We start from the raw sequence: 24,527 nt of genomic DNA on the forward strand, positions 1-24,527 counted from the left end.
GCACAGGGGTTTTTCTGCCACGGCGAACGCATCGAGCCGACCTGACGGATCGACATCTGGTCCATACCTCTGGTGAATTCAGCGCGCCATCATAGGAATTGCAGGAATACTCACCAATTCCATGGGAGACAATCACATGCGCAAGAGCACCCGTATCAAGGTCGCCGTTTTCGCGGGAGTCGCCGCGCTCGCCACCGCGACGGCCGTCACGGGCTCCGCGAACGCCGCCGTCGAGGGCGGAAGCGGCTGCTACACCCTGCCGGGCAGCTGGAAGGTCGTCGACGACAACACCCACGAGGTCTTCCTCGGCAGCTACTACGGCAGCGCCACCGCCACCGCCGGCGTCGTCAACTTCACCTCGCCGAACAACACCACGACCGCCTCGCACGGCGAGTGGCGCCAGACCGGCTGCGGCACCTACTCCGACACCGACGTCGCCTTCCTGATCGGCGCGGACGGCAAGGCCGCCTCCACCATCACCTTCAAGGCCAACATCTCGGTGACGGGCAAGAACACCGCGAACTTCGACTTCGCCTTCACCATCAACAACCTGGACGGCTCCTTCGTCACCAGCGGCGCCTCCACCGGCAAGGCCACCCGCATCGCCGTCCAGCCCCGCTGACCCCCGTACTTCCCCGCACACCCCCTGCACCGCGCTCACCCCCCTCGGCGCCCCCCTCAGGCGTCCGCCGTACGGGCCCGGCTCCCCCCGCCGGGCCCGTACGGCTTTGTCGCGTACGGCTCGCGTACGGCTCGCGTCCGGCTTGGTCGCGTACGGGCGCCCGCACCGCCAACGGAACGGGGCCCGCGGTGCGCACCGGCCGGGTGCGCGCCACGGGCCCCGCAGGGGCCATGCGGGCTCAGGAGGGCTCGGGGGCCGGCAGCGCGGCGACGACCACCGCGGTCTCCTCCTCGGTCAGCTCGATGCCGAACTGCTTGGCCAACAGCTCGCGCACCTCCCCGTCCGCCACGTGCCGGACCTCGACGGTGCCGTCGGCCCGGGTCAGGGTGAGCTTGCGGTGGTTGAGGTTCAGCCGCCAGTCCTCCGCGATCCGCTCCAGGAAGACGCGGCCGGTGAACGGCGAGCTCCCGTGCGTGGAGATGAAGTAGTTCGCCACCACGCAGTCGATGTGGTGGTGCGCCTCGGTGGCGTACCAGTACAGGGGGAACCAGCCGTCGTCCCGCTTCAGCAAGAGCACCCACTCCTTGTCGGTGCCCTCCTCGCGGGCCAGCCGGTACACCCAGCCGCCCTGGTCCGAGACGGTCCCGTCGGCGACGAGGATCGGCTCCAGCGGGCCCTCGTCTCCGAAGCCCACGTCAGCGAGGTACGTCTCCCCGCCCACGGCCACGCTCAGCATCAGGTGGGTCCGGGGCAGCGGCTTGGGCGCGTCCAGGAGCGGACGCGCGTACAGCCGCGTGACCTCGTACCCGAGCCGCTCCAGCAGCACCGCGAAGAGCATGTTGTGCTCGTAGCAGTACCCGCCGCGCCTGCTGCGCAGGAGCTTGGACTGCATGACGTCCACGTCGAGGTCGATGCCCCGCCCCAGCAGGATGTCAAGGTTCTCGAACGGGATGGTCAGGGCGTGCGCCCGGTGCAGCCGGCGCAGGGTCTCCGCGTCCGGCTCCAGCGGCCCGGTGATGCCGAGGCGGTCGAGGTACGCCTCGACGTCGAGGAGTTCGGCCTGCCACTGGGCGGCGCTGCAGAACGGCCTCATGCTCAGCCCTTCTTCTCGCTGTCGAGCATGGCCATGCCCTCGGCGTCGAAGCGCGTGCCGGCGACCTCCTCGGCGGGGACGGCCCGCTCGATCTCGGCGACGTCCTCGGCGGTCAGCTCGAGGGAGAGGGCGCCGAGCGCCTCGGTGAGCTGGTCGCGGCGGCGGGAGCCGACGACGGGGACGACGTCCACGCCCTGGGCCATGGCCCAGCCGATCGCCAGCTGCGAGGTGGTGACGCCCTTGACCTCGGCCACCTTGCCCAGGGCCGCGACCAGCTGCAGGTTGCGGTCGAGGTTCTCGCCGCTGAAGCGCGGGAAGTTGCTGCGGCCGTCGTCGGAGGCGGCGGCGCGCTGGTGGTTCCAGCGGCCGGACAGCAGGCCGCGGGCGAGGACCCCGTACGCGGTGATGGCGGTGCCGAGCTCGCGCGCGGTCGGCAGGATCTCGTCCTCGATGGCGCGGGAGAGCAGGGAGTACTCGATCTGGAGGTCGGAGATGGGGTGCACGGCGGAGGCCCGGCGCAGGGTCTCCGCGCCGATCTCGGACAGGCCGATGTGCCGGACGTGGCCGGCCTCCACCATCTCCTTGATGGCGCCGATGGTCTCCTCGATCGGCACCGCCGGGTCGAGGCGCGCCGGGCGGTAGACGTCCACGTAGTCCGTGCCGAGCCGCTGCAGGGTCTGGGCGAGGGAGTTCTTGACGGCCTCGGGACGGCAGTCGACGCCGAGGATGCCGCCGGACGGGTCGCGCAGGACGCCGAACTTGACGCTGAGGGTGAGCTGCTCGCGGTCGTGGCTCTGCAGCACCTCGCGCAGGAGGAGCTCGTTGTGGCCGCTGCCGTAGAAGTCACCGGTGTCGAGGAGGGTGATCCCGGCGTCGATGGCGGCGTGCGCGGTGGCGACTCCCTCGGCCCGGTCGGCAGGGCCGTAGAAGTCGGACATGGACATCAGGCCGAGGCCGAGAGCGGAAACCTCAGGGCCGGCCGAACCAAGTGATCGCAGCTGAGTCATATACCCCAGCATTGAGCAGTCGCCTTCGGCGCAAAAACCAATCCGGGCCGGTCTGTCAGGTCGTGAATGGCCGAATATCGACGGGGCTTCGGCTTTGCGAGTTGCGATCATTGAATGCATGACAGAAACGATGCGTACGGTCCGCCAGGACGTCCTGGGCGGCACCGAAGTACTGAACCTGACAGATTCCCCTCTTCCTATTCCCGGTCCTGCGGGAATTCTGGTAAAGACCCACGCCGCCGGAGTCAATCCCATCGACTGGAAGATCCGTGCATTCGGATTGTGGATGACCCCGCCGTTCGGCGTCGGCTGGGACGTCTCCGGCACCGTCGTGGCGGTCGCGGCGGGCGAGAACCGGTTCAAGGTCGGCGACGAGGTCTTCGGCCTCCCCTCCTTCCCCGACGAGGCCGCCGGGTACTCGGAGTACGTCGCCGCGCCCGCGCGCCACTTCGCGCGCAAGCCGGGCAGCCTCGACCACGTCTCCTCGGCCGCCCTGCCGCTCGCCGGCTCGACCGCCTGGCAGGCCCTGATCGACGGCGCGGACCTGCAGGCGGGCCAGCGGGTGCTGATCCACGCGGCGGCCGGCGGCGTCGGCCACCTGGCCGTCCAGATCGCCAAGTCCCGCGGCGCGTACGTCATCGGCACGGCCAGCGCGGCCAAGCACGAGCTGCTGCGCGAGCTGGGCGCCGACGAGCTGATCGACTACACGGCGCAGGACTTCACCGAGGCCGTCCAGGACGTGGACGTCGTACTCGACCTGGTCGGCGGCGAGTACGAGGACCGCTCCCTGCGCACCCTGCGCCCCGGCGGGCTCTACATCGGCGTGACGAACCCCCTCGGGATCGAGGAGATCACCGCGAAGGCGACCGCGGCGGGCGTCCGCGCCATCACGGTCAACGTGGCTCCCGACCACATGGTCCTGCAGGAACTGGCCACCCTCGTGGACACGGGCCTGCTGCGCCCTCTGATCGCGGAGACCTTCCCCCTCCAGGACGTGCGCAAGGCCCACGAGCACGGCGAGTCCCGCCACACCACGGGCAAGATCGTCCTCACGGTCTGACCCGGCCCGGACGGCGCCGCCGCACCGCCCGTTCGGGCGGTGCGGCGGCGAATGCGGTACGGACGGCAACACCGCGCGGCCGGCGGGCGCCGGGGTATACGCGGCGGATCCGAAGACCTACCTCACCGAAGCCATCGGGGCCTGCGTCAAGAGCCTGCCGTGAGGCGGTCGAAGTCGTACGCGCCGTGCAGCCAGGCCACCTTGTCGTACATGTCGTCGTCCGACAGCGACGCCAGCATCGCGTTGCGCTCGACCCGCGCCTCGCCCGCCGCGTGGTAGAGCTGTCGCCCCATCTCCCGCGCCACCAGCTGCACCTGCGCGGTCCGCTCGCGCCGCGCCGCGTTGTACTTCTCCAGCCGCTGCTCGAAATCGGCCGGGCAGCCGTCCAGCAGCCCGCTCAGCAGCACCGCGTCCTCGATGGCCTGGCAGGCGCCCTGCGCGGCGTACTGGAGCATCGGGTGCGCGGCGTCGCCCAGCAGCGCCACCCGGCCCTCGGTCCAGCGGTCCACCGGGTCGCGGTCGCACAGCACCCAGGACTTCCAGTCCCGGCCGAGCTCCAGCAACCGGCGTGCGGCTCCGGACAGTTCGGGGAAGGAGTTCACCACGTGGTCGTGCTCCGCCGGCAGGCCGGCCACGGCCTCCGTGGCGCCGTCGTCCCGGGTCGCGGCCAGGTTGAAGTGCTCGCCGCCCGCGATCGGGTAGTGGACGAAGTGCCACTTCGGGCCCGCCCACAGGGTGACGGTGTTCCACCGCAGCTCCTCGGGCACCTCCTCCATCGGGATCACCGACCGGTAGATGGTGTGTCCTGAGACCCGCGGGGACCCGTCGCCGACCATCTGCTGCCGGATCGCGGAGTGCAGCCCGTCCGCGCCGATCAGCGCGTCGCCGGTGAGGCGCCGGCCGTCGGCGAGGACGGCGCAGACCGCGCCCGCCTTCTGCTCGTACGCGACGACGTGGTGGCGGCCCAGCAGCTCGATGCCGGGGTGGCGGCGGGCGGCCTCCAGCAGCGGCAGGTACAGGTCGACGCGGTGGACGACGGCGTACGGGTTGCCGAACCGGCCCCGGTACTTCTCCTTCACCGGCATCGCGGCGACCTTCTCGCCGGTCGTGCCGTCCATGAAGCGCAGCTCGTCGATGAAGACGGCGCGGTCGCGGACCTCCTGGCCCACGCCCAGCAGGTCGAGCGCGTGGAAGGCGTTCGGACCGAGCTGGATGCCTGCGCCGACCTCGGTGAAGACGTCCCTGCGCTCCAGGACGGTGACCTGGTGTCCCCGCTTCGCGAGTCCGAGCGCCGCGGCGAGGCCACCGATGCCACCGCCGGCGATGAGTATGTCGGCCATGGGGGTTCTCACATCCCTTTCGTTGTCACTGACTGTGGGTGCCCGAGCGGTGGGCCGGGAAGAGCCGTCCCAGTTCGGCGTGGAAGCCGGGGAAGGTCTTGCCGACACAGGACGGGTCGTCGAGCGTGATGCCGGGGACGCGCAGGCCCAGTACCGAGAACGCCATGGCGATCCGGTGGTCCCGTCGGCAGGCGATCCGGGCGGCCTTGGGGCGGCCCGGGTGGACGGTGAGCCGGTCCGGTCCTGACTCGGTGCGGATCCCGAGGGCCCGCAGGTTCTCCTCGACGGCGGCGATCCGGTCGGACTCCTTGAGCCGTGCGTGGCCGATGCCGTGGACGGTGATCGGCGCGTCGGCGAGCGGGGCCACCGCCGCCAGTGTCATGAAGGTGTCGGAGATGTCGCCCATGTCGACGGCGAAGCCGCCGCGCAGCGGCCCGGTGCCGGTCACGGTGGTCGCCCCGTCGGCGATCTCCACCCGGGCGCCCGCCCGGCGCAGCACCTCCACGAACCCGAGGTCGCCCTGGACGCTGCCGCGGCCGAGGCCGGGCACGGTGACGGTGGTCCCGGTGACGGCGGCCGCCGCGAAGAAGTAGGAGGCGGTGGAGGCGTCGGGTTCGATGTCGAGCTCGGCGGCCCGGTAGCCGCCGGGCAGCACCTGGATCGCGCCGCCCTCGAACTCGTCGACGTACGCGCCGAAGTGGCGCATCAGCTCCTGGGTCATGGTGATGTACGGGCGGCTGACCAGCCCCTCGCCCCGTACGGTCAGCGGCTGGCGCATCAGCGGTCCCGCCATCAGCAGTCCGGTGAGGTACTGGCTGCTGAGCGAGGCGTCCACGGTCAGCTCGCCGCCGGTCAGGCCCCGGGCGGCGACGGTCAGCGGCAGTCCGCCGACAGGCTCGGTGACCCGGGCGTCCGCGCCGAGCCGGCCCAGCGCCTCGGCGAGGGGCCGCAGCGGCCGGGCGCGCAGCTGGCCGGTGCCGTCGAAGGTGAACGCGCCGGCGCCGGTCGCCGCGAACGGCGGCAGGAACCGGGCCGCGGTGCCCGCGTCCTCGCACCACACCGCGCCGCCGCCGGCCGGGGCGCGGCCGCTGCCGGTGACCTTCCAGCCGTCGTCGCCCTCCACGACGGGGACGCCGAGGCCGGCCAGGGCCTCCCGGAAGGCGACCGTGTCCGCGCTGACCAGCGGGGCCCGCAGCAGCGAGACCCCGTCGGCCGCGGCGGCCAGCAGCAGCGCCCGGTTGGTGATGCTCTTCGAGCCCGGGATGCGGGCGGTCAGTACGGCCGTGCTCACGCGCTCTCCCGGTGTCCGGCGCGGGCCAGTCCGGCCCGGGCGGTGGCGGCCACCCGGGCGGCGCTGAAGCCGTGCTGCCCGTGGAGCGCGGTGTACGGGCCGCGCGCGCCGCACTGGTCGAGCCGGACCGGGATGCCGGCCTCGCCGAGCAGTTCGTAGCAGCCGAGCGCGGAGCCGGCCGCCACGGACACCCGGGCCCGGACGCCGGGCGGGGACGGGGGGCAGGGCAGCGGCACCACGCGGGCGGCGATGCCCTCGCGGTGCAGGATGGCGCGGGCGTCGAGGGCGATGCGCATCTCGCTGCCGGTGGCGATCAGCACCACGTCGGGCACGGCGCCCTCCACATCGGCCTCGGCCTCGGCCACGACGCTGTCCCGCTTGGACCAGCCCGGCTCGCCGGGATCGTCGCAGGGACGGGGAGATGTCTGCATGGGACGGGCCACCGCTCTACTCGCTGGTCTTGCGGTCGAGCACGAGGTCGTGCCCGACGATGTACGCGGCCGCGTCGGAGCAGAGCCAGACCACGGTGTCGGCGATCTCCTCGACGCTGGCTCCCCGGCCGAGCGGGCAGGGGCTGATGGCGTTGATGCGGATCGACTGGGCGACGTACTCGCGGGCCGCGGTCCGGGTCAGCGCGCTGACGGCGGCCGTGGACGCGGCGTACGCGCCGAGGCCGGGGAGCATGCCCTGGGCGCCGATGTTGCTGGCCGTGTTGACGATGACCCCGCCGCCGGCGCTCTGCATGTGGGCGATCTCGTGCTTCATGGACAGCCAGACACCCGTGAGGTTGGCCGTCAGGGTGTGCGCCCAGACCGTCTCGTCGATGTCCGCCACGGACTGGTGCGGGCCCAGTTCGGTGGTGTTGTTGAAGGCCACGTCCAGGGCGCCGTGCCGGCGCACGGTCTCGGCGACGACGTACGCGGCGCCGGCGTCCGCGCCGGCCGTCGTCTCCGACACGTCGGCGACCACGCTGTCGGCCTGCCCGCCCGCGTCGCGGATCAGCTTGACCGTTCCTTCGAGCGTCTCCGGGTGGCGGCCCGAGACCACCACCAGTGCGCCGAGCCGGGCGAAGGCAACCGCCGCTGCCCGGCCGATGCCTTCGCCTCCTCCGGTGACGAGGACGACCTGGCCGTCGAACCGTTCAGACATCAGCGTTCTCCTGATTCTCCGCTTCGGATTTAACGGGAAGGCGCTCCGCGGAACGCCACCGACCAACCGTCACCCTGCAAGAAACAACAGCCGGTGAGGCAGTGGCCTTCTCTCATTCCGTCAGGTCCCGGGGGCAGGTGACGAAATGATCCGCCCGACTTTGACACCACTCTTCGCCCAACCGATGCTGCACGCCGGCTTAGCAGCGGAAAGGAGAGATCAATGCTGACGCTTTCGTGGACACGTCCGATCGTCGGCGCAGTTCAGGAGGGGTGTCCGGCTCCTACGCGGGAGAGTCTGTGGCAGGCGCTGCTACACAAGGCGGAGTTCCCCACCGGCTATGTTCCGGCCATTACGGATTGCCGGATCAACGAACGGTACGCCGATGGATTTCTCCGGGAAATCCGGCGCGGCGAGCTGACCTTCGTGCAACGCGTCACTCCGCAGGAGAGTGCCGGGCGCATTACCTACCGGCATCTGGACGACAGCGACATCGCCGAGATTCGCAATGAGATCGGAGAGGACGAGGACGGCCGGCTCACGCTCACGCTGAGCATCACCCTGACCGACCGCCCGGCGGCCGCGATCCTGGCGCAGAACACCTATCTGCGGGACCTGGACTGCGATTTCCACGGCACGCTGGACGCCATGACGGAGGTGCTGCGCCGGGTGATGACCAGCAGGGCGGACCAGAGGCCGTGACACCCACGCGTACGGCCCCTCACGGGCCCCCGGGGGCCCGTGAGGGGCCGTACGCGCTCTCGTGCTTCACACCGTCCCGGGCAGCGTGTGGACACCCTCGACCGTCGCCTCCACGTCGAACACCGTGTACTGCACCGGCGCCCGCCCGATCAGCTCGGCCGCCCGCGGGGCCAGCGGCTGCGCCGCCGCCTGCGCGGACTCCCACAGCAGCACCGCGCCCCAGCGCTCCGTCGCCGGGTCCGCGATCCAGAACTTCAGCCGCAGCCCCTCGACCGCGGCGAACCGGTCGACCGCCTCATCGCGCAGGTACGCCCGCAGCGAGTCGATGCTGTGCCCCGAACCCTTCAGGTCCCACCAGGCCACCGTCGCCTTCATGCTCATACGGACTGCTCCTGGAGCAGTCCGGACAGGGCCTCGCCGACGATGCGGATGCCGTCCTCCGTGAGCACCGACTCCGCGTGGAACTGCATCGAGCGGAAGCCGGGCCCCCGCAGCGCGTGCACCTCCCTGGTCCCCGGCTCCCGGCACACCTCGACCATGCCGATCCCGGGCACCTCGACGGTGTCCGAGGCGCTCTGCGCGGCGAAGGTGTTGTAGAAGCCGACCCGCTCGCGCCGCCCGAACAGCTCGATCTCCCGCTGCACGCCCTGGTTGGGCTGATCCCGGCGCTTCAGCGCGAAGCCCAGCTTCGTGCTGAGCACCTGGTGGCTGAGGCAGACCGCGAGGAACGGCCGCCCCTCAGCGAGGAGGGTGTCCACCGCCGACCGCAGGTGCGCGATCTTCGGGTCGTCCACCTCCCGCGGGTCGCCCGGCCCCGGCCCCATCACGACCAGGTCGTACGGGGCGAAGCTGTACGGCTCGTCGAACCGGCGGACCGTGACGTCGGCCTCCATGGCCCGCAGCTGGTGCTCGATCATCGCGGTGAAGGTGTCCTCCGCGTCGACCACCAGCACCTTGCGGCCCATCAGCAGCGGGACCGGCCGGGCCCGGGAGGCGTCGTCGTCCAGCCAGAATCCGGCGATCGTCGCGTTGCGCCGGCTCAGGGCCGCCCGTACGTCCGGGTGGTCGCCGAAGCGGCGCGGCCCCGACGGCTCGAACATCGCGAGCAGGCCGGCCGCCTTCGCGCGGGTCTCGGCGACCTCGGACAGCGGATCCGAGTGGCGCACGAGGGTGGCGCCGACGCCGATGCGCATCCGGCCGGCGCCGTCGATGTCGGCGGTGCGGATCAGGATCGCCGAGTCCAGCGTCCGCTCGCTGTTCTCGTCCTGGCCCATCAGGGCCAGCACGCCGCTGTAGTAGCCGCGGCCCTGGGGCTCGTACTTCTTGATGACCCGGCCCGCGCTCTCCAGCGGGGACCCGGTGACCGTCGGTGCGAACAGGGTCTCGTGCAGGATCTCGCGGGGGTCGCGGGAGGTGCGGCCCTCGATGAAGTACTCGGTGTGGGCGAGGCGGGCCATCTCCTTGAGGTACGGCCCGACGACCCGGCCGCCCGATGCGCAGATCCGGGCCATCATCTTGAGTTCCTCGTCGACGACCATGTACAGCTCGTCGGCCTCCTTGCGGTCGGCGAGGAAGTCCATGACGCCCGGCAGTTCGGGCCCGGACGCGGGGAACCGGTACGTGCCGCTGATCGGGTTCATCACGGCCCGGCCGCCGCAGAGGCTCACGTGCCGCTCGGGCGAGGCACCGATGAGGGTGCGCTCGCCCGTGTGCACGATGAACGTCCAGTACGCGCCGGTCTCCCGTTCCAGCAGCCGGCGGAAGAAGCGCAGCGCCGCGGCGGTGGAGTACTCGCTGATGTCGGCCACGAAGGACCGCTTCATCACGAAGTTGGCGCCGGCGCCGGTGCCGATCTCGTCCGCGATGACGCGGCGCACCGTTTCGGCGTACGTGTCGTCGTCGATGTCGAAGTCGCCGCCCGTCGCGAGGTGGACGGGGGCGTCGGGGATCCCCGCCAGGACGGCGGCGAGCGGCACCTGCGCCTGCTCCTCGATCACCATGGCGAGCAGCGGGGTGCCGTCGTCGGGCGCCTCGAAACCGCGCTCGGCGAGCTGCCGGTACGGGACCAGGGTGAGCACGTCCTGGCGGGCGCCGGCGCCCGCCTCGACGTCCCGGAGCGGGATGTCGGCGAGCGTGGCCGCCTCGGCGAACTCGCCGAAGAAGAGGTCGAGGTGCCCGGTGACGGTGGTCTCCGGGCGGTGGATCAGCGCGAAGGCCGGCGGTCGGCCGGTCAGGATCCGGCCCAGCAGGTCTCCGGTCATGCGGTTTCCCCTCCCGCTCCGGCATAGGCGGCCACCCGGTCCGGGAGGGCCGTCAGGAGCTCCTTGGTGGTGGTCAGGCGGGCGCAGCGGCCGGCGGCGTACTCGAGCGCCATCCGGTGCTCCTCCCAGCTGAAGTCGGCGACGGCGTCGGCGACGAGGAAGGGCTGGATGTCGTTGGTGAACGCGTCGACCGCGGTCACCAGGACGCCCACGTGCGCGTACACGCCGCAGAGGATCAGCTGGTCGCGGCCCTGTGCGCGCATCCGCTCCAGCAGATCGGTCTTGAAGAAGGCGCTGTAGCGCCACTTGGTGAGCATCCAGTCGCCGGCGGCGGGCGCCACCGGTTCCACGACCTGGCGGTGCTCCGGGCTGGGCTGCATGCCCGGGCCCCAGAAGTCCCCGAGCAGTCCGCGCTCCTCGGGGGTCATACCGCCCGGCTGCGCGGTGTACGCGACCGGGATGCCGAGCTCGGCGGCGCGCACGCGCAGCGCGCCGGCGTTGCGGGACAGGTCCACGACGGGCTGCTCGCCCGCGGGGAAGGGGGCCAGGAAGTACTTCTGCAGATCGTGCACCAGCAGGACGGCGCGGTCCGGATCGATCTCCCAGTCGACGCCGGAGGCGGGCAGGTCGGCCGCCGACGGCATCGGATAGGGGTTGATCGCAGGTATGCCTGCCATGCGTTTCTCCCTCTCGTTCACGCTCTCGTTCACGGTTCGCTGACTGGTTGCACCGGTCTCAGGCACCGAGCGCCGCACCGCCGTCGACGGTGAGGTCGTGCATCGTGATGTGGGCGGCCTTGTCGGAGAGCAGGAAGACCACCGCCTCGGCGACGTCCTCGGGACGCGCCAGCTTGCCCAGCGGGATCCCGACGCGGTACGCGTCCGGGACCCCGTCGATGGAGGCCCGCGCGCTGCTCTCGTCCTGCCACATGGAGTTGAGCATCGGGGTGTCCGTCGAGCCCGGCGCCACGAGGTTCGCGCGGATGCCGTACTTGGCGACCTCCAGCCCCAGGCACTTGGTGAACATCGTCGCGGCGGCCTTGGAGGCGGCGTACGCGGACATCTCGGTACGGGCGGTGCCCGCGGCGTTGGAGGCGATCGTGACGATCGCGCCCCGGCGGCGCGGCACCATGCGGTTGACGACGGCCCGGGAGACGAAGAAGACGCCCGTGGTGTTGACCGCGAACGTCGTGCTCCACTCCTGGTCGGTCAGGGTGCGTGCCTCGGCCAGCCGCAGCACGCCGGCGGCGTTGACGAGGAAGTCGAGCGGACCGACGAGCGCCTCGACGTCGTCGACCAGCGATTCGACGTCGGCGCTGGAGGTGACGTCGGCCGGGAACGGATCGACCCGGCCGCCCTCCTCCGCGACGGACTTGGCGACGTCGCGCAGGCGGTGGGCGTCGCGGTCGACCGCGGCCACCCGGACGCCCCGGGAAGCCAGGGCGCGGACAATCGCCTCGCCTATGCCGCCGGCCGCTCCGGTGACCAGAGCGATCTTTCCTTCCATGATGGAGAAACCCCCTCTTTTTCTTCGGCCTCAGCCGCGCCAGGCCGAGGCGACCTCGACGGCCTGGTCGACATTGAGACGCGGGTCGCAGAACGAGGTGTACTTCTCGCCCAGTTCGTCGACGTGGTATTGGTCGGAAACACATTCGTGGACCAGGTCCGGGGTCGTTTCCAGGTGGAGACCGGCCGCCACTCCGCCGTTGTCGACGACGGCCTTCTGGAATTCCTCGACCTCACGTACGACCGTTTCCACATAACGGGTCTTGACGCCGCCGGGCAGGCTGACGGTATTCCCGTGCATCGGGTCGCACAGCCACAGCACCGGGTGCCCGGCGTCGTGCACCGCGCGGACCAGCTCGGGCAGCTTCTCGGCCGCCGTGCCCTGGCCCATCCGGGAGATCAGCGTGAGCCGGCCCGGCTCCCGCTCCGGGTCGAGCCGCCCGCACAGCTCCACCAGCTCGGCCGGGGTCATCTTCGGACCGACCTTGGTGGCGACCGGGTTGGCGATGGTCGCGAAGAGCTCGATGTGGGCGCCGTCCAGCTCGCGGGTGCGCTCGCCGACCCACGGCCAGTGGGTCGAGGTCAGCAGCACCGAGCCGTCCGGCTGGGTGCGCAGCATCGGGCCCTCGTAGTCCAGCAGCAGCGCCTCGTGGCTCGTCCACACCGGGGCCTCGGCCGCGGAGGGGCGCCCCTCGCCGTGCCAGCCCAGCCAGCCCATGGCCCCGGCCGCCGCCCGGTAGCCGGCGACCAGGCGCCGGGGGTCGGGACGGCGCAGCTCGGGGTCCGGCTCCGGGCTGTTGACCATGTGGCCGCGGTACACGGGGAGCTCGATGCCGCCGACGGTCTCGGTCGGCTGGGAACGCGGCTTGCCGAACTGGCCGGCCAGCCGGCCCACCCGTATGACGGGCTTGAGCGAGCGCGTCTTCATGACACCGGCCAGCACGTCGAGGAGCGCCGCCTTGCGCGCCACATAGCCGGGAGTGCACTCCGCGGGGTCCTCCGCGCAGTCCCCGCCCTGGATGACCTGCACCTCGCCCCGCGCGGCCGCGGCGAGCAGGCCGCGAAGGGCTTCGACGTCCTGCGGACGGACGAGTGCGGGCGCTTCGGCGAGTTCGGCCCTGGCATTCTCCAGGGCGTCTTCATCCGGCCAAACGGGCTGTTGGCCCGCGGGCAATGATTTCCAGCGTGCAACACCGTGCATGCGGCACCTCCCAGTGCTGAACCTGCCGTGACATCAGATGCAGCCAGAAGTCTGTGAAACAGGCATTCGGGGGAACCACAAGAGATTCGCCACTACGTCAGGTGGGGCCGCATTCGGTCAGGTTGAAAGCAAGGGCCCGAAATAAACCTGACGCAGTACCGGGGCGTTGGACCGGGGTCGCCTTCGAACCCTTTAAGGTCCGCACACGTGAGAGGACACAGGACCCGGAAGGTCCGGCACTTGACACACCATCAACGGTTCAGTTCATACGGATGTCATGACGTTCTAAGGTCGTGTTCGTGGTTAGTCAAGGAGCTGGAGCGCTGCTGAAGCAACTGGTGTCCGAGGGGGTTTCGCCGTGGCTGAGCACGCAGGACCCCGGGGACTTCGACGCCGGAGCCCGGTACCCGACCCTGGGCGCCCACTTCCACAACGCCCTCGCGCCCGCGGGCAGCAGCGTGGCCCAGCTGCGGCGCGCCTGCGATCTCCTGCTGCCGGTGCACGAGATCAGCAAGGGCGCGGTGGGCCAGGTCTCCGTGCCCGTCTCCCCGCGCCGCGCCCATGACGCGAAGGCGATGGGCGCGGCGGCCCGCGCGGTGCACCGGGCGGTGGACCGCCCCAACGCACTCGTCCGCATCCCCATGACCCCGGCGGGTCCCCAGGTGCTGTCCGACTGCCTCGCCGAGGGGATCGGGGTGCATGCCTCGATGGTCTTCTCGGACGAGCGGTACGCCGAGGTGCTCGACGGCTACCTCGACGGGCTGGAGCGGTCCCTGACCTGCGGCCGGCCGTTGGGCGCCGCCCCGATGGTGGCCTCCTTCCCGGTGGGCCTGCTCGACGTGGCGGTCGACGCCCGGCTGGACGAGCTCCGCGTCGGCCCCCGGCACGAGGTGCGCGGCGCCGCGGGGCTGGCCGTGGCCCGCACGATGTACCGGCTGCGCGAGGAACGGCTGTCCGGGGACTGGTGGCGGGTGCTCCGCGCCAACGGCGCCCCGCAGCCGCGGCTGCTGTGGGGTACCGGCGCCGGCGGCGGCGTGGGCGCCCTGGTGGGCTGGAACACCGCGCTCGCCCTGTCCGTGGACACCCTGGAGGCCGCCGCCCGGAAGCCGGAGCTGACGGGTGACACCCTCCTCAACGCCGACGGGGAGGCGGCGTGCGCCCTGCGGGCCCTGGAGCGGGTCGGCGTACCCGCCCGTCAGGTCGCCGCCGCGCTGGAGACGGAGGAGCTCACCCGCCTCCAGCACGGCTGGGGGGTCAGGACGGGATCCGGTCTCGCCGCCTCTCCGGGAACCGGGTATTCGTCAGCGCCAGCAGCGGAGCCGACTTGACGGCCGTCTCCTCGTACTCGGCGGCCGGATCGGACAGGGCCACCACGGCCCCGCCGACCCCGTACCGGACCCGGTCGGCGGTGACCGTGGCGGTGCGGATCACGATGCTCAGGTCCGCGGCGCCGGAGAGCGAGAAGTAGCCGATGGCCCCCGAGTACACCCCGCGCGGACCTGCCTCCAGCCGGTCGATGATCTGCATCGTGCGGATCTTGGGGGCCCCGGTCATCGACCCGCCCGGGAAGGCGGCCCGTACGCAGTCCACGGCCGACAGCTCCGGCCGCAGGCGCGCCCGTACGGTGCTCACCAGCTGGTGGACGGTGGCGTACGTCTCGACCCGGAACAGCTCCTCGGCCTCGACCGAGCCCGGCACGGCGCAGCGGCCGAGGTCGTTGCGGACCAGGTCGACGATCATGAGGTTCTCGGAGCGGTCCTTCTCGTCGGTCAGCAGGTCCGCGATCAGCTCCGCCTCCTCCTGCGGGGTGCTGCCGCGCGGCCGGGTGCCCTTGATGGGCGAGGACTCGACGAGCCCGTCGCGGGTGACCCGCAGGAACCGCTCGGGCGAGGTGCTGAGCACGGACAGCTCGCCGAACTGGAGCAGCGCGGCGAACGGCGCCGGGCTGGTGCGGCGCAGGGTGCGGTACGCGGCCCAGGGGTCGAGGCGGGCATCGGCCTCGGCCATGTTGGTGAGGCAGACCTCGTACGTCTCGCCTGCGGCGATCTCCTCGAGGCAGGAGTCGATGAGGTCCAGGTAGGCCCCGCGGTCGTGGCGCAGCCGGATCTCCCCGCTCGGGGCGGTCGGCCGGGGGGCCGGCAGGCTCAGGCCCGCGAGCTGGGCGAGCCGCTCGGCCGTGCCGATCAGCCAGGCGTCGGCCGCGGCGGCGGACTCCTCGGCGGTCCCCTCCGCCAGGGCCAGCAGGTGCGTGGTGTTCCCGATGTGGTCGAAGACCAGGGCGCGGTCGGCGAAGACCATGGTGGCGTCGGCCACCGGCGAGCGGTGCACGAGATCGCCGCCGCATTCGGCCTTGAGCTCGTAGCCGAGGTAGCCGACCCAGCCGAGCGCGAAGTCGAAGGGCAGCTCGGGGAGTTCGGTGTGCAGGGAGCGCAGGTCGCGGTCGACCCACTCCAGGAAGGGGGCGGCGACCAGCTCGCTCGCGCCGCCCGCCGACTCGACGGTGACGCACCCGCTCCACACGTCGGCCGTGGCGACCCGGGCGAGCGGGCCGGTGGCATCGCCCATGACCGAGAACCGGCCGCGGTCGCCGCCGGGCAGGCTGCTGTCCAGCCAGTAGGCGTGGTCGTTGCCGCGGAAGAGCTGGTCGTAGACGGTCTCGGAAGACCAGCGGGTGGGCAGCTCGCGCGTGACCAGCCGGAGCCGGCGGACCGGGGCCTCGGCGGCGGGCGCGGGGGCGGTGTCGGTGGCGGCTGCGGCTGCGGCTGCGGCGACGGGCGCGGCGGCAGGGCGGCGGGCCCCCGTCGCGCGGTGCTCGTGGTGCTCGTGGTTCGTGTGATGCGCCTGGTTCGCCTGGTGCGCGCGGGTCAGATCGGCGAAGTTTGCAAGCAGCTCGATCCCGTACTGACTGCAAATCGATTCGGGGTGGAACTGCACCCCCCACATCGGCCGCGTCCGGTGCCGCAGCCCCATCAGGATGCCGTCCGGAGTCCACGCGGTGGCCTCGAGCTCGGGCGGCAGGTCCGTCACGGCGAGCGAGTGGTACCGGACCACCTCCATCGGGGAGGGCAGCCCGGCGAACAGGCCCGTGCCGTCGTGCAGGACGGGCGAGGTGCGGCCGTGCCGGGGCTCCGGCGCGCGGGCGACCGTGGCGCCGTGCACGTGCCCGATCCCCTGGTGGCCGAGGCAGACGCCCAGCAGCGGCAGCGGCGAGCGCTCGATGATCTCGGCGCAGACGCCGAAGTCGGCCGCCCTGCGCGGGGTGCCGGGGCCGGGCGAGACCACGACGTTGTCGAACCCGCCGAGATCCGTGATCTTCCAGTGCGGGTCGTCATTTCGAACGACTTCCGGCTCCCGACCATTGACCTCGGTCAGATAGTGGAAGAGGTTATAGGTAAACGAGTCGTAGTTGTCCACGAGCAGCGTGCGCATGATGCAATATCCCCCCGTCTGAATCAGGCCGAGATTGGCTTGATTTCGAGCAGCATGTGCTCGACCATGTCCTCTCCGTACTCCCCCTCGCGGACCCGGTGGCTCGCCACGGTCGACAGCTCGCACCCGCTCCCGTCCGCCATCTCGTGCAGTGCCGCCAGGTCGCCGCGGTCGCTGAAGTGGAGCAGGACGCGGCCGCCCGGGGTGGTCCAGTGCACCGCCTGCTCCAGATACCGGCGGTGCGCCTGGTACCCGGTGTCCACGTATGCCCGCTCGTGCACCGACTTGTACTCGTAACTCTCGGGCCCCATCACGTAGTTGGAGCTCCAGAAGACGACGTCGAACCGCTCGCTCTCACGCAGTCCGGAGAACAGGTCGCTGTGCAGCGCCTGCAGGCGGTCCGCCACCCCGTGCCGCTCTGCGTTGACGGAGGCGTTCTCGACGGCGGACGGGCTGATGTCGGCCGCCACGACCCGATCGTATCCGGCCAGCGCGGCGGTCACGGCGATCACGCCGGTGCCGCACCCTATCTCCAGGAACGAGCCCGAACGCGGGCTCGACGCAAGCTTGTTGAGGCCGAGCAGCTCAAGGGCCACACCCGTCGAAGGGGAGTAGACGGGGGCGAAGACCTCGTCGAACAGGTCCCACTCGCGGTCGCCGAGCGTGAACACCCGCGGCCGGTCCTGCCGGGTCAGCGACAGCCGGCTGCGCAGCAGCGACCGCTCGTAGCTCTGGAGCTGAGACAGCTGTGACACCTGAGACATGCGAACTCCCCCAAGGAAACATCAGGCTGTTGGTGGTGCCGATGGTGGTGCCGATGGTGGTGTCGGCACCGGAACGCTCAGTGAGCAGCCTGCCCTTGAGTCAGCCTCGACCAGAAGGTGTTCACGTGACAGCATCAGTCATGGACCGTGGTGATCCGATCACCCTCCGCGTCGCTGACCTGGATCGCTTCTCGAGTGTTTCTTGACCGGTTCTTGCCCCAAGAGATACTTTCAGGCAGGCCAGGGATTGCTTGCACTCGGTTTGGTGCAATCGTGAACGGCTTTTATGGGGGTCGGGGGAGAAGTCGTGGTTGACCACGCTTACGAAATGCTGGAACTGCTGAACAGAGAGGCGCCTGCGGCTGCCTTCGATGACGTGGTCCGCAAAGCCCGTGAGTCCGGCCTGTCCGGGGCCGCCCTCGCCCAGCTGACCAGGGCCAGGGACCAGAGTCTCGGCATCCGGGCCCTGTTCGTACGCCGCCAGCAGCGCGAGGCCGGCCTCGCCGCCCTCGTGGACACCGCGCGCGACCTGACCCTGCCGTACGACCTCGACGAGCTGCTGAAGGTGATCACCCGGCGGGCCCGGCTGCTGCTCGGGCTCGACATGGCCTGGGTCAGCTTCGACGACCTCGACGCGCAGTGCTCCAGGGTGCGTTCGGCCGACGGCCACGCCTCCGCGCTCACCATCGGGTTCGCCATCCCGCTGTCCGGCGGGGGCGTCGGCAAGCGCGCCGCGGACGGATCGGCCCCGTTCTGGTCGGCCGACTACATGAGTGACAAAACCTTCCAGCACAGCCCCGTCATCGACGAGGTCGTACAAGCTGAGGGCCTGCACGCCGTCATGGCCGTCCCGCTGCGGCACGCCGGAACCACCCTGGGCGCCCTGTACGTCGCGGACCGCAACGTCCGGCACTTCACCCCGGACGAGGTGTCGCTGATGAGTTCGCTCGCCGACCTCGCCACCGTTGCGATCGAAAAGGCCCGGCTGCTGGAGCAGACCCGGTACGAGGTCGTGGAGCTGGAGCAGGACACCTCCCGCGCCCTGGACTCCTCCACCACCGCCCGCCAGCTCCGCGAGACGCACGGCCGCCTGCTCGACCTGGTGCTCCAGGGCGGCGGCCTCGGCAACCTGGCCGCCGAGGCGGCCAAGGGTTTAGAGGGCGCGCTGCTCGTACGGGACGCGGCCGGCCGCAACCTCGCCTGCCCCGGCGGCGAACCCCCCGAGCTGGACGAGTCCGAGATCCGCACCGTCCTGCTGGACGCGCACACCGACCGGCAGCCGCGCAGCACGGGCGACGGGGTCTGGGTCGCCTCGGTCGCCGCGGGCGAGGAGATGCTGGGCACGCTCATCCTGGTCTGCGACGAGCCGGCCACCGACCGCCAGATCCAGCTCCTCGCGCTCACCGCCCAGGTCACCGCCGTGGTGCTGCTGATGGAGCAGGGCATGGCCGCCGCCGAGGGCCACATGCGGGACGAGTTCTTCCACGACCTGCTGCGGGGCACCTCGCTGTCCCCGGTGCAGATCGCCGAGCAGAGCCGCCGCCTCGCGCTCGACCTCGACGAACCCCACGTCATCGTGATCGCCCGGCCCGAGGGCGGGGTCCAGGGCCGCGTGCTCGCCTGGGCCGCCTCGTACGCCAACCGCCACCACGGCCTCAAGAGCGTGGACGGCGACATCGTGGTGCTGCTGCTGCCCGGCACCCAGGCCGGGGCCATCGCCCGTACGGCCTCCAAGGAGCTCTCCGAGGTGCTCGGCAAGCCCGTCACGGCCGGCTCCGCCGGTCCCGTCGACGATCCGGCCGGGATCGTCCACCTGTACCAGGAGGCCCGCCGGGTCCTGGACGCGGTCGCGGCACTCACCGGCCCCGGCAGCACGGCGTCCCCCGAGGAGCTGGGCTTCCTCGGCGTCCTGCTCTCCGAGAAGCCGAACATCGCCGGATTCATCAACGACACCATCGGCCCCGTCCTCGACTACGACGACCAGCAGTACACCGAGCTGATCCGCACCATGGAGGCGTACTTCGCCTCGGCCAACAGCCCCTCCCGGGCGGCCGAGTCCCTGCACGTCCACCCGAACACGGTCTCGCGCAGGCTGGAGCGGATCACCGAGATCCTGGGCGAGGACTGGCAGAAGCCGACCCAGGCCCTCCAGGTGCAGCTGGCCCTCCAGCTCCAGCGGACCCGGCAGGCGCTGAACAAGGGCCCCCGCGGCGACCAGCCCCGGCAGACCATCGGCTGACCGCCGGCCCCGGCCGGCCTCCGGCTGACCGGGGCCGGCGGCCGGATGCCTACCGCTCGCCGGCCCCCTGGGTGAGCACCCGCACCGCGTGCGCGGCGGAGGCCAGGGTGGTGTGCCGGTGCCAGCCGCCGAAGGAGCGGCCGCCGAAGTCGGTCAGCCCCACCTTCTGCGAGACGTTGGCGAAATCCGCCTCGACGTTCTGCGCCCGCTTCGCGAGCCGCAGCAGCCCGCCGGCGGGCGCCTGCGTCATGTCGGTGACCCAGCACTGCTCGGGCCAGCCGCGCGGGTCGTTCCACTCGCCGAACAGCAGCAGCGGCCGGGGCGCCTGCGGGAGCTCCACCCGCACGCCGACCACCAGCGAGGTGCGCTGCTGCAAGGTCAGCGGGTCCAGCCAGGTCACCGGGCGGCGCAGCGTGCCCGCCATCAACAGCAGCTGGTGCGCCGCGAGTTCCCGGTTGCCGCTGCTCGGCAGCACCGGGTCCACGCAGCGGACCCGCATCGAGCCGCGGGCCGAGGCCACGAAGTGCGTCCCGGCCGGCCCGAACCGGCGGGCCACCGCGGCCGGATCGACGTCGGGCAGGTCGAACACCACCGGACGGCGGATCTGCCCGACCCAGTCGCGCAGCTCCTCGACGGCTCCGGCGGCGCATTCGAGCGGGCTGGTCGCCAGTTCCGACTCGTGGACGTTGGGGGAGAGGGGGCCGACGCTGTCGCGCCACTTCTGGGTGAGCGCGAGCCGCCAGTTCACCGGGCAGCCGTGCTCCTCGCCGACGGACCAGACCCCGAACGCCACCTGGCTGTTGACCATCTGGCCCCGCTCGGGCACGAAGCGGCGGGCCACCCCGACCGACTCCGTGCCGGCCTTGGAGATCACCACCGGCTGCACGACCCAGGCACGGGGGCGCAGCGCCCGCTCCAGATACCGGGCGAGTGCGGCCCGTACCGGACCCCAGTCCCAGGTGGACGAGACGACGAAGTGGTGCAGGCTCTGCTCGGCCGCCCGGTCGCCGACGTGCGCCGCGATATTGCGTATCGACTTGCGCCCCTCGGCCTTCAGCAGGCCGCGCAGGTACACCTCCCCCTTGCGCCGCTGGTCGCTGCGCGGCAGCGAGGCGAACAGCTCGGCGCAGAGTTCGGCCACGACCAGGTCCGGTACGAACCGGCTGCTCAGGGTCTCCAGGCGTTCGAGACTCGGTGCGCTCATGACGGATCCATCCCTTCCCCCGACGTTCTCTCCAGCCCCTCAACCCTGCGGTCGGGGGAGGCGGGAGAACCAGGTGGACCCGTCACACACATTCGGCCCGGCGTGCACGGCGCGCCATCAGCCCGAACGGACCGCGGAACCCGAATGATCAGGCGCCGGAGTCCGCCACAGGGCCTTGGCCAGGGCAGCAACCGTTCGCAGTCTCCTGGAGCGCCACTGGAGCCCGAGTGGACCACCCACCCCACCCGCACCACGCCCGGGGCATACGCCGCCCGAGGTGCCCGGCCCACCACGCCGCGCCCCGAGGATGGTGACCGGCCCACCACGGCGCAGCTCAGCGGGTCATCGGCAAGACGGTATGGGCCGAGCCGGGCGTCGGAGGGCCCCGTTAGGGTTTCCCCATGGGGACCTGGACCGCGCCGAGCGTCATAGAGCGAGAGTTGTACGAAGCCAAGCTCGCGAACAACTGGCCGGCCTACTTCGACGCCTTGGCCGGCGCCTGGCTGTTCGTACCCATGGCCCGCGGCTACGCGGACACGCATCCCACCTCGGTTCTGCTCGAAACCAAGTACTTCCCGCAAGTCGGCGCCCACGCCTACGTGGCGTACACCGCCGGCATGCTGCCCGCCCCCACCCCCGACGGGGTCTTCAAGCGCCAGAACCTCGCCTGGTTCGCCGACAGTTTCGGGCCCGGCGATCCGCCGTACCTGGCCATCGACCCCGGCAGCCCTTGCGAGGCTTTCCTGCCCGCGTCCCCCGCCGACCGCGCCGTGTGGAACGCCCACTGGGACCGTGTCCCCACGTACGGCCTGGAACAGAACAAGGTGCACTCCCTCCACGTCGGGGGACCGCTGCGCGGCCCCGCCGCCTTCGGGCTCGCCTGCGGCGCGCACCTCTCCGTACGCAACGGCCTGTTCTGGAACGCCCTGGGCTACCACGGCGAGGGGTACACGAAGGAGCGCGAGAAGCTCAGGGAGTACTGGGGCGTCACCACTCGCGAGGAATGGCTGCTCAGTACCGAGCGGCTGCTGACGGCCGACATGGTCAGTGCGGTGTGGGAGTTCACGCTCCGCATCCGCACCGCCCTCGCCCAGGAGTTCGCCGGGCCGGTGGACGTCGAGCACTGGCGGCACGCCACCGAGGCGACCCTGCGGGCCAACGCCGAACGGGCGGCCGAGCCCCGGATCACCCCCGAGGGCGTCACCGTCGCCCGGCCCCGCTCCGCAGCCGAGGTCGAGGGGGAGGTCGCCGGCGTGCAGCGGGTCATCGGCCGCATCGCCCGCTACGAGCAGCGCTTCCGGGCCGACGGGATCCTCGGCGAGGGCAGGTTCGTCCGGTCCGTCGAGGCCTGGGACTACGGGCGCGCCTCCCAGATGGCCCGCTGGGGCCTCGGCGCCCGCTTCGGCACGCTGCGGGAGGCCGAGGACGCCGTCGTCCGGGCCGGGAGGGTCTGCCGCCTCGCCTACCGCTCCTGGGAGGACCTCTCCGCCGGCTTCATCCTCGGACGCTGCCTGCAGTTCGACGAGGAGGAGTACGGGCACTGGTACACCGACATGGCCGCCACCCACCAGGCCCTGATGAGCGACCCGGGCAGCCCCTGGCTCAACATCCCGTGGAACTAGGGTCTGAGCAAGGACGAGTGGGCCCGGCTCGAGCCGCATCTGCCGGCGTGTGGGTGTCGGGGCGGTACTGACCGCTGTTCAGGCCGACGCGGATGCCGAGGACCGCGTGGACTGGAGTCAGATCAGCGTCGGCTCCACCATCTGCCGGGCCCCTCAGCGTTCATCCACGACGGCACCGTGTTCGAGGCCGCGCAGAAACGAAGTCGAGCGAACGATCAATGCGCTCAAGAACTCCCGGGCGAGCGGAACCTGGCTGTGAGGCGCTCGAAAACCAGTGGAACAGCGCCGCTGTGCGCCATTACCGTGCTGCCGAGTCAAGTCGTCTAGGCAAGGACGTCCCGTTGTACACCCTGTGAGACCCCCCGAGTGCTGATCTGCCGCGCGTCGCGCCTGTGCGCCGCGCTGCTTCTTGCTGCGGACTTTCTCACTGAAACCGGTGTACTTCTGTGCTCAATGACTGGGTGGTCATGCCCACCTGCCTGCCGACCGTTCTCCGCCGTTGCCCCGCGTGCGCGTCCGACCGCTTCCGGGCGAACGGCAAATTCCGCGTCAACGCAAACCACAAGCTCCTCGACGCCTGGCTCCTCGTGCTCTGCACCGCTTGCGGGGACACGGCAAAGCTCACGATCCTGGAGCGGATGAACGTGCGCTCCATACGACCTGAGCTGCTGGACCGGATGCATCGCAACGACCCCGGCCTGGCGGCTGAGTTGCTCCAGGATCCAGTCGTGCGGCGCCGCAATCGCATCGCCCTCGACTGGGACAACGCCTGGCGCCTCGACACCGGCGGATCGGATCACCTGGACCGCGAGGTGGTCGACGTCTCGGTCCGCTTCGCGGCGCGGATCCCCGTCCGGCCGGTGCGACTGATCGCCGAAGGGTGCGGTCTTTCGCGGGCCGAGGTCGAGAGACTGATCACGGAGGGCAAACTCGTTTCGGCAGTCCGGCTGAGCGGCAAGCTCTCCGGCGACTTCACTTTCACGCTCAAGCGCTGAGCCCTCCTCGGGACCAGGGCCTGTCCGGCGAGATCCACCGGACAGGCCCTGGTACTCCAGCGGTAGATCGTGATCTTGACCGGCTGGTTGGCGGGTGGTCGCTGGTCGGCTGTCGGCAGGGCCGGGGCCGAGGGGTGGGTTGCAACCGGAGGCAGCGCCATTCCGGAGATGGGGCGGCGATCAGTCCGTGTCGGATCCGGTCTTCCACGCGAAGTGGAGCTGCTCTGCGGCATCGGCGGCTTGGCGAAGGCCCGCCTGGTAGGCCGGTTCCCAGGCCGTCCGGTCGTTCATGTTCGAGCCGAATGCGCGTATTGATGCCGGATCGGGCTCGATGGTCACCACTGTGTGCGCTCCTGCGACCGTCAGCTCCTGGTGGAGGTCGTGGGGAAACAGGTGCGCCTGCGGGTCGATGACGACGAGCGTGCGGGCTCCGGTCGCGAGGCCGGCGTTGGTCGCCGACTGCAGGGAGCCGTCCATGTATCGACGGCCGTTGATGGTGATCGGTGGGTAGATGCCCGGGAAGGCCGTACTTGCCGCCACGGCAGAGGGCAGCGGTGCGCCACTCGCACGATCGAAGATCTCCTGCTCGCCGGTCTCGGCGTCCAGCACAGCGATGAGCAGCTTCCGGTCCGGCCATTGGTCTGCGCCGACCATGGCGCGCATCCGGTCGAGATGCGCCTGCTCGGGACCGGTCTCGGCGACGAGCGCGATCCGGCCCACCCGGCGCCGCGCTTCGGCCGGGTTCGAGGCGGCATCGCCGAGCACGGCGAACGCCTCGCCCAGCCGACGCTCGTCCACCTGGGGCGGGGTGCCGTCGGAGGCGGCGGGGCGCACAGGGGTTGCGAGCCGGCCGGGGTCCTGACCGGTGGCCAGCACTGCGCCGATGATCGCGCCAGTCGACGTGCCGACGATCAGATCCGCCTCGCTGAGATCCACTCCGTCGCGGCGCAGTCCGCAGGCCAGTCCGGCCATCCAGGCCGCACCCACGGGGCCTCCGGCGCCCAGCGCGAGTGCCCGATCGAGTGTGTACATGACCGTCTCCT

Annotated in this window: 22 protein-coding genes; 7 read left to right on the forward strand and 15 right to left on the reverse strand. The window is 71.3% G+C overall.

Features of this window, described 5'->3' with window-relative positions:
* The first annotated feature begins 136 nt into the window (after nt 1–136).
* Nucleotides 137–622 carry a hypothetical protein gene (locus OG299_RS19820; RefSeq protein ID WP_266627427.1) on the forward strand — a complete coding sequence of 162 codons (486 nt, stop codon included), beginning with the start codon at nt 137–139 and terminating at the stop codon, nt 620–622.
* Between the two features lie 238 nt (nt 623–860).
* Here OG299_RS19820 and OG299_RS19825 read toward each other — a convergent pair whose 3' ends face one another.
* Nucleotides 861–1,715, reverse strand: coding sequence for an arylamine N-acetyltransferase family protein (locus OG299_RS19825; protein WP_327362180.1), 855 nt, complete (start codon nt 1,713–1,715; stop codon nt 861–863).
* 2 nt (nt 1,716–1,717) lie between these two features.
* Nucleotides 1,718–2,722 carry an aldo/keto reductase gene (locus tag OG299_RS19830; protein WP_327362182.1) on the reverse strand — a complete coding sequence of 335 codons (1,005 nt, stop codon included), beginning with the start codon at nt 2,720–2,722 and terminating at the stop codon, nt 1,718–1,720.
* Between the two features lie 130 nt (nt 2,723–2,852).
* On the opposite strand from OG299_RS19830, the gene OG299_RS19835 reads away from it, so the two are divergent.
* Entirely contained in the window at nt 2,853–3,782 is a 930-nt protein-coding gene (locus OG299_RS19835) for an NADP-dependent oxidoreductase (protein ID WP_323179103.1), read from the forward strand.
* 146 nt (nt 3,783–3,928) lie between these two features.
* Here OG299_RS19835 and OG299_RS19840 read toward each other — a convergent pair whose 3' ends face one another.
* From OG299_RS19840 to OG299_RS19855, 4 genes are read right to left on the reverse strand one after another with little or no spacing between them, the layout of a single operon-like run.
* Complete coding sequence (locus OG299_RS19840) at nt 3,929–5,122, reverse strand: 3-hydroxybenzoate 6-monooxygenase (protein WP_266627434.1); 1,194 nt, start codon at nt 5,120–5,122, stop codon at nt 3,929–3,931.
* A gap of 25 nt (nt 5,123–5,147) precedes the next feature.
* Nucleotides 5,148–6,413: a 3-phosphoshikimate 1-carboxyvinyltransferase gene (aroA, locus tag OG299_RS19845; RefSeq protein WP_327362183.1), complete on the reverse strand. Its 1,266-nt coding sequence runs from the start codon at nt 6,411–6,413 to the stop codon at nt 5,148–5,150.
* Nucleotides 6,410–6,844, reverse strand: a complete 435-nt coding sequence (locus tag OG299_RS19850; RefSeq protein ID WP_266627437.1) for a transketolase-like TK C-terminal-containing protein — start codon at nt 6,842–6,844, stop codon at nt 6,410–6,412. The genes aroA and OG299_RS19850 overlap by 4 nt, the downstream gene beginning before the upstream one ends.
* 16 nt (nt 6,845–6,860) lie before the next feature.
* A complete protein-coding gene (locus tag OG299_RS19855) occupies nt 6,861–7,562 on the reverse strand; it encodes an SDR family oxidoreductase (protein WP_266627439.1) in 702 nt (233 codons plus the stop codon).
* 222 nt (nt 7,563–7,784) lie between these two features.
* On the opposite strand from OG299_RS19855, the gene OG299_RS19860 reads away from it, so the two are divergent.
* Nucleotides 7,785–8,264 carry an AtaL-like protein gene (locus OG299_RS19860; protein ID WP_266627441.1) on the forward strand — a complete coding sequence of 160 codons (480 nt, stop codon included), beginning with the start codon at nt 7,785–7,787 and terminating at the stop codon, nt 8,262–8,264.
* A 66-nt stretch (nt 8,265–8,330) separates the two neighbouring features.
* Here OG299_RS19860 and OG299_RS19865 read toward each other — a convergent pair whose 3' ends face one another.
* The 5 genes from OG299_RS19865 to OG299_RS19885 are packed head-to-tail and all read right to left on the reverse strand — an operon-like array spanning nt 8,331 to nt 13,231.
* Nucleotides 8,331–8,645, reverse strand: coding sequence for a hypothetical protein (locus tag OG299_RS19865; protein ID WP_323179046.1), 315 nt, complete (start codon nt 8,643–8,645; stop codon nt 8,331–8,333).
* Nucleotides 8,642–10,525, reverse strand: a complete 1,884-nt coding sequence (locus OG299_RS19870) for an anthranilate synthase family protein (RefSeq protein WP_327362184.1) — start codon at nt 10,523–10,525, stop codon at nt 8,642–8,644. Before OG299_RS19870 ends, OG299_RS19865 begins: the two co-directional genes overlap by 4 nt.
* Nucleotides 10,522–11,202 (reverse strand): isochorismatase family protein, encoded by a 681-nt coding sequence (locus OG299_RS19875; protein WP_266627445.1) that lies wholly within the window; start codon nt 11,200–11,202, stop codon nt 10,522–10,524. The genes OG299_RS19870 and OG299_RS19875 overlap by 4 nt, the downstream gene beginning before the upstream one ends.
* 58 nt (nt 11,203–11,260) lie before the next feature.
* Nucleotides 11,261–12,031, reverse strand: coding sequence for a 2,3-dihydro-2,3-dihydroxybenzoate dehydrogenase (locus tag OG299_RS19880; RefSeq protein WP_030302457.1), 771 nt, complete (start codon nt 12,029–12,031; stop codon nt 11,261–11,263).
* A gap of 30 nt (nt 12,032–12,061) precedes the next feature.
* On the reverse strand, nt 12,062–13,231 hold the full coding sequence (locus tag OG299_RS19885) for a 3-deoxy-7-phosphoheptulonate synthase (RefSeq protein WP_327362185.1): 1,170 nt from the start codon (nt 13,229–13,231) through the stop codon (nt 12,062–12,064).
* Between the two features lie 338 nt (nt 13,232–13,569).
* On the opposite strand from OG299_RS19885, the gene OG299_RS19890 reads away from it, so the two are divergent.
* On the forward strand, nt 13,570–14,559 hold the full coding sequence (locus tag OG299_RS19890; protein ID WP_266627449.1) for a transaldolase family protein: 990 nt from the start codon (nt 13,570–13,572) through the stop codon (nt 14,557–14,559).
* Here OG299_RS19890 and pabB read toward each other — a convergent pair.
* Entirely contained in the window at nt 14,486–16,660 is a 2,175-nt protein-coding gene (gene pabB, locus OG299_RS19895) for an aminodeoxychorismate synthase component I (protein WP_327362186.1), read from the reverse strand. The genes OG299_RS19890 and pabB overlap by 74 nt on opposite strands.
* A gap of 23 nt (nt 16,661–16,683) precedes the next feature.
* Nucleotides 16,684–17,424, reverse strand: a complete 741-nt coding sequence (locus tag OG299_RS19900; protein ID WP_266627453.1) for a 50S ribosomal protein L11 methyltransferase — start codon at nt 17,422–17,424, stop codon at nt 16,684–16,686.
* A 307-nt stretch (nt 17,425–17,731) separates the two neighbouring features.
* On the opposite strand from OG299_RS19900, the gene OG299_RS19905 reads away from it, so the two are divergent.
* Complete coding sequence (locus OG299_RS19905; RefSeq protein WP_327362187.1) at nt 17,732–19,663, forward strand: helix-turn-helix domain-containing protein; 1,932 nt, start codon at nt 17,732–17,734, stop codon at nt 19,661–19,663.
* Nucleotides 19,664–19,712: 49 nt separating this feature from the next.
* On the opposite strand, the gene OG299_RS19910 is transcribed toward OG299_RS19905, so the two are convergent.
* Nucleotides 19,713–20,867 carry an IS701 family transposase gene (locus OG299_RS19910; protein ID WP_266627456.1) on the reverse strand — a complete coding sequence of 385 codons (1,155 nt, stop codon included), beginning with the start codon at nt 20,865–20,867 and terminating at the stop codon, nt 19,713–19,715.
* Between the two features lie 401 nt (nt 20,868–21,268).
* Between OG299_RS19910 and OG299_RS19915 the strand changes: the two genes are divergently transcribed.
* Together OG299_RS19915 and OG299_RS19920 are read left to right on the forward strand one after the other, a co-directional pair.
* A complete protein-coding gene (locus OG299_RS19915) occupies nt 21,269–22,489 on the forward strand; it encodes a DUF1266 domain-containing protein (protein WP_266627458.1) in 1,221 nt (406 codons plus the stop codon).
* Nucleotides 22,490–22,935: 446 nt separating this feature from the next.
* Nucleotides 22,936–23,484 carry a DUF1062 domain-containing protein gene (locus OG299_RS19920; RefSeq protein WP_327362188.1) on the forward strand — a complete coding sequence of 183 codons (549 nt, stop codon included), beginning with the start codon at nt 22,936–22,938 and terminating at the stop codon, nt 23,482–23,484.
* A gap of 180 nt (nt 23,485–23,664) precedes the next feature.
* Here the strand turns inward: OG299_RS19920 and OG299_RS19925 are convergent, their stop codons facing one another.
* Nucleotides 23,665–24,516, reverse strand: coding sequence for a patatin-like phospholipase family protein (locus tag OG299_RS19925; protein WP_327362189.1), 852 nt, complete (start codon nt 24,514–24,516; stop codon nt 23,665–23,667).
* Between the last annotated feature and the right edge of the window lie 11 nt (nt 24,517–24,527).

Origin of the sequence: Streptomyces sp. NBC_01296, from assembly GCF_035984415.1 — a bacterium.
Taxonomy (GTDB): Bacteria; Actinomycetota; Actinomycetes; order Streptomycetales; family Streptomycetaceae; genus Streptomyces.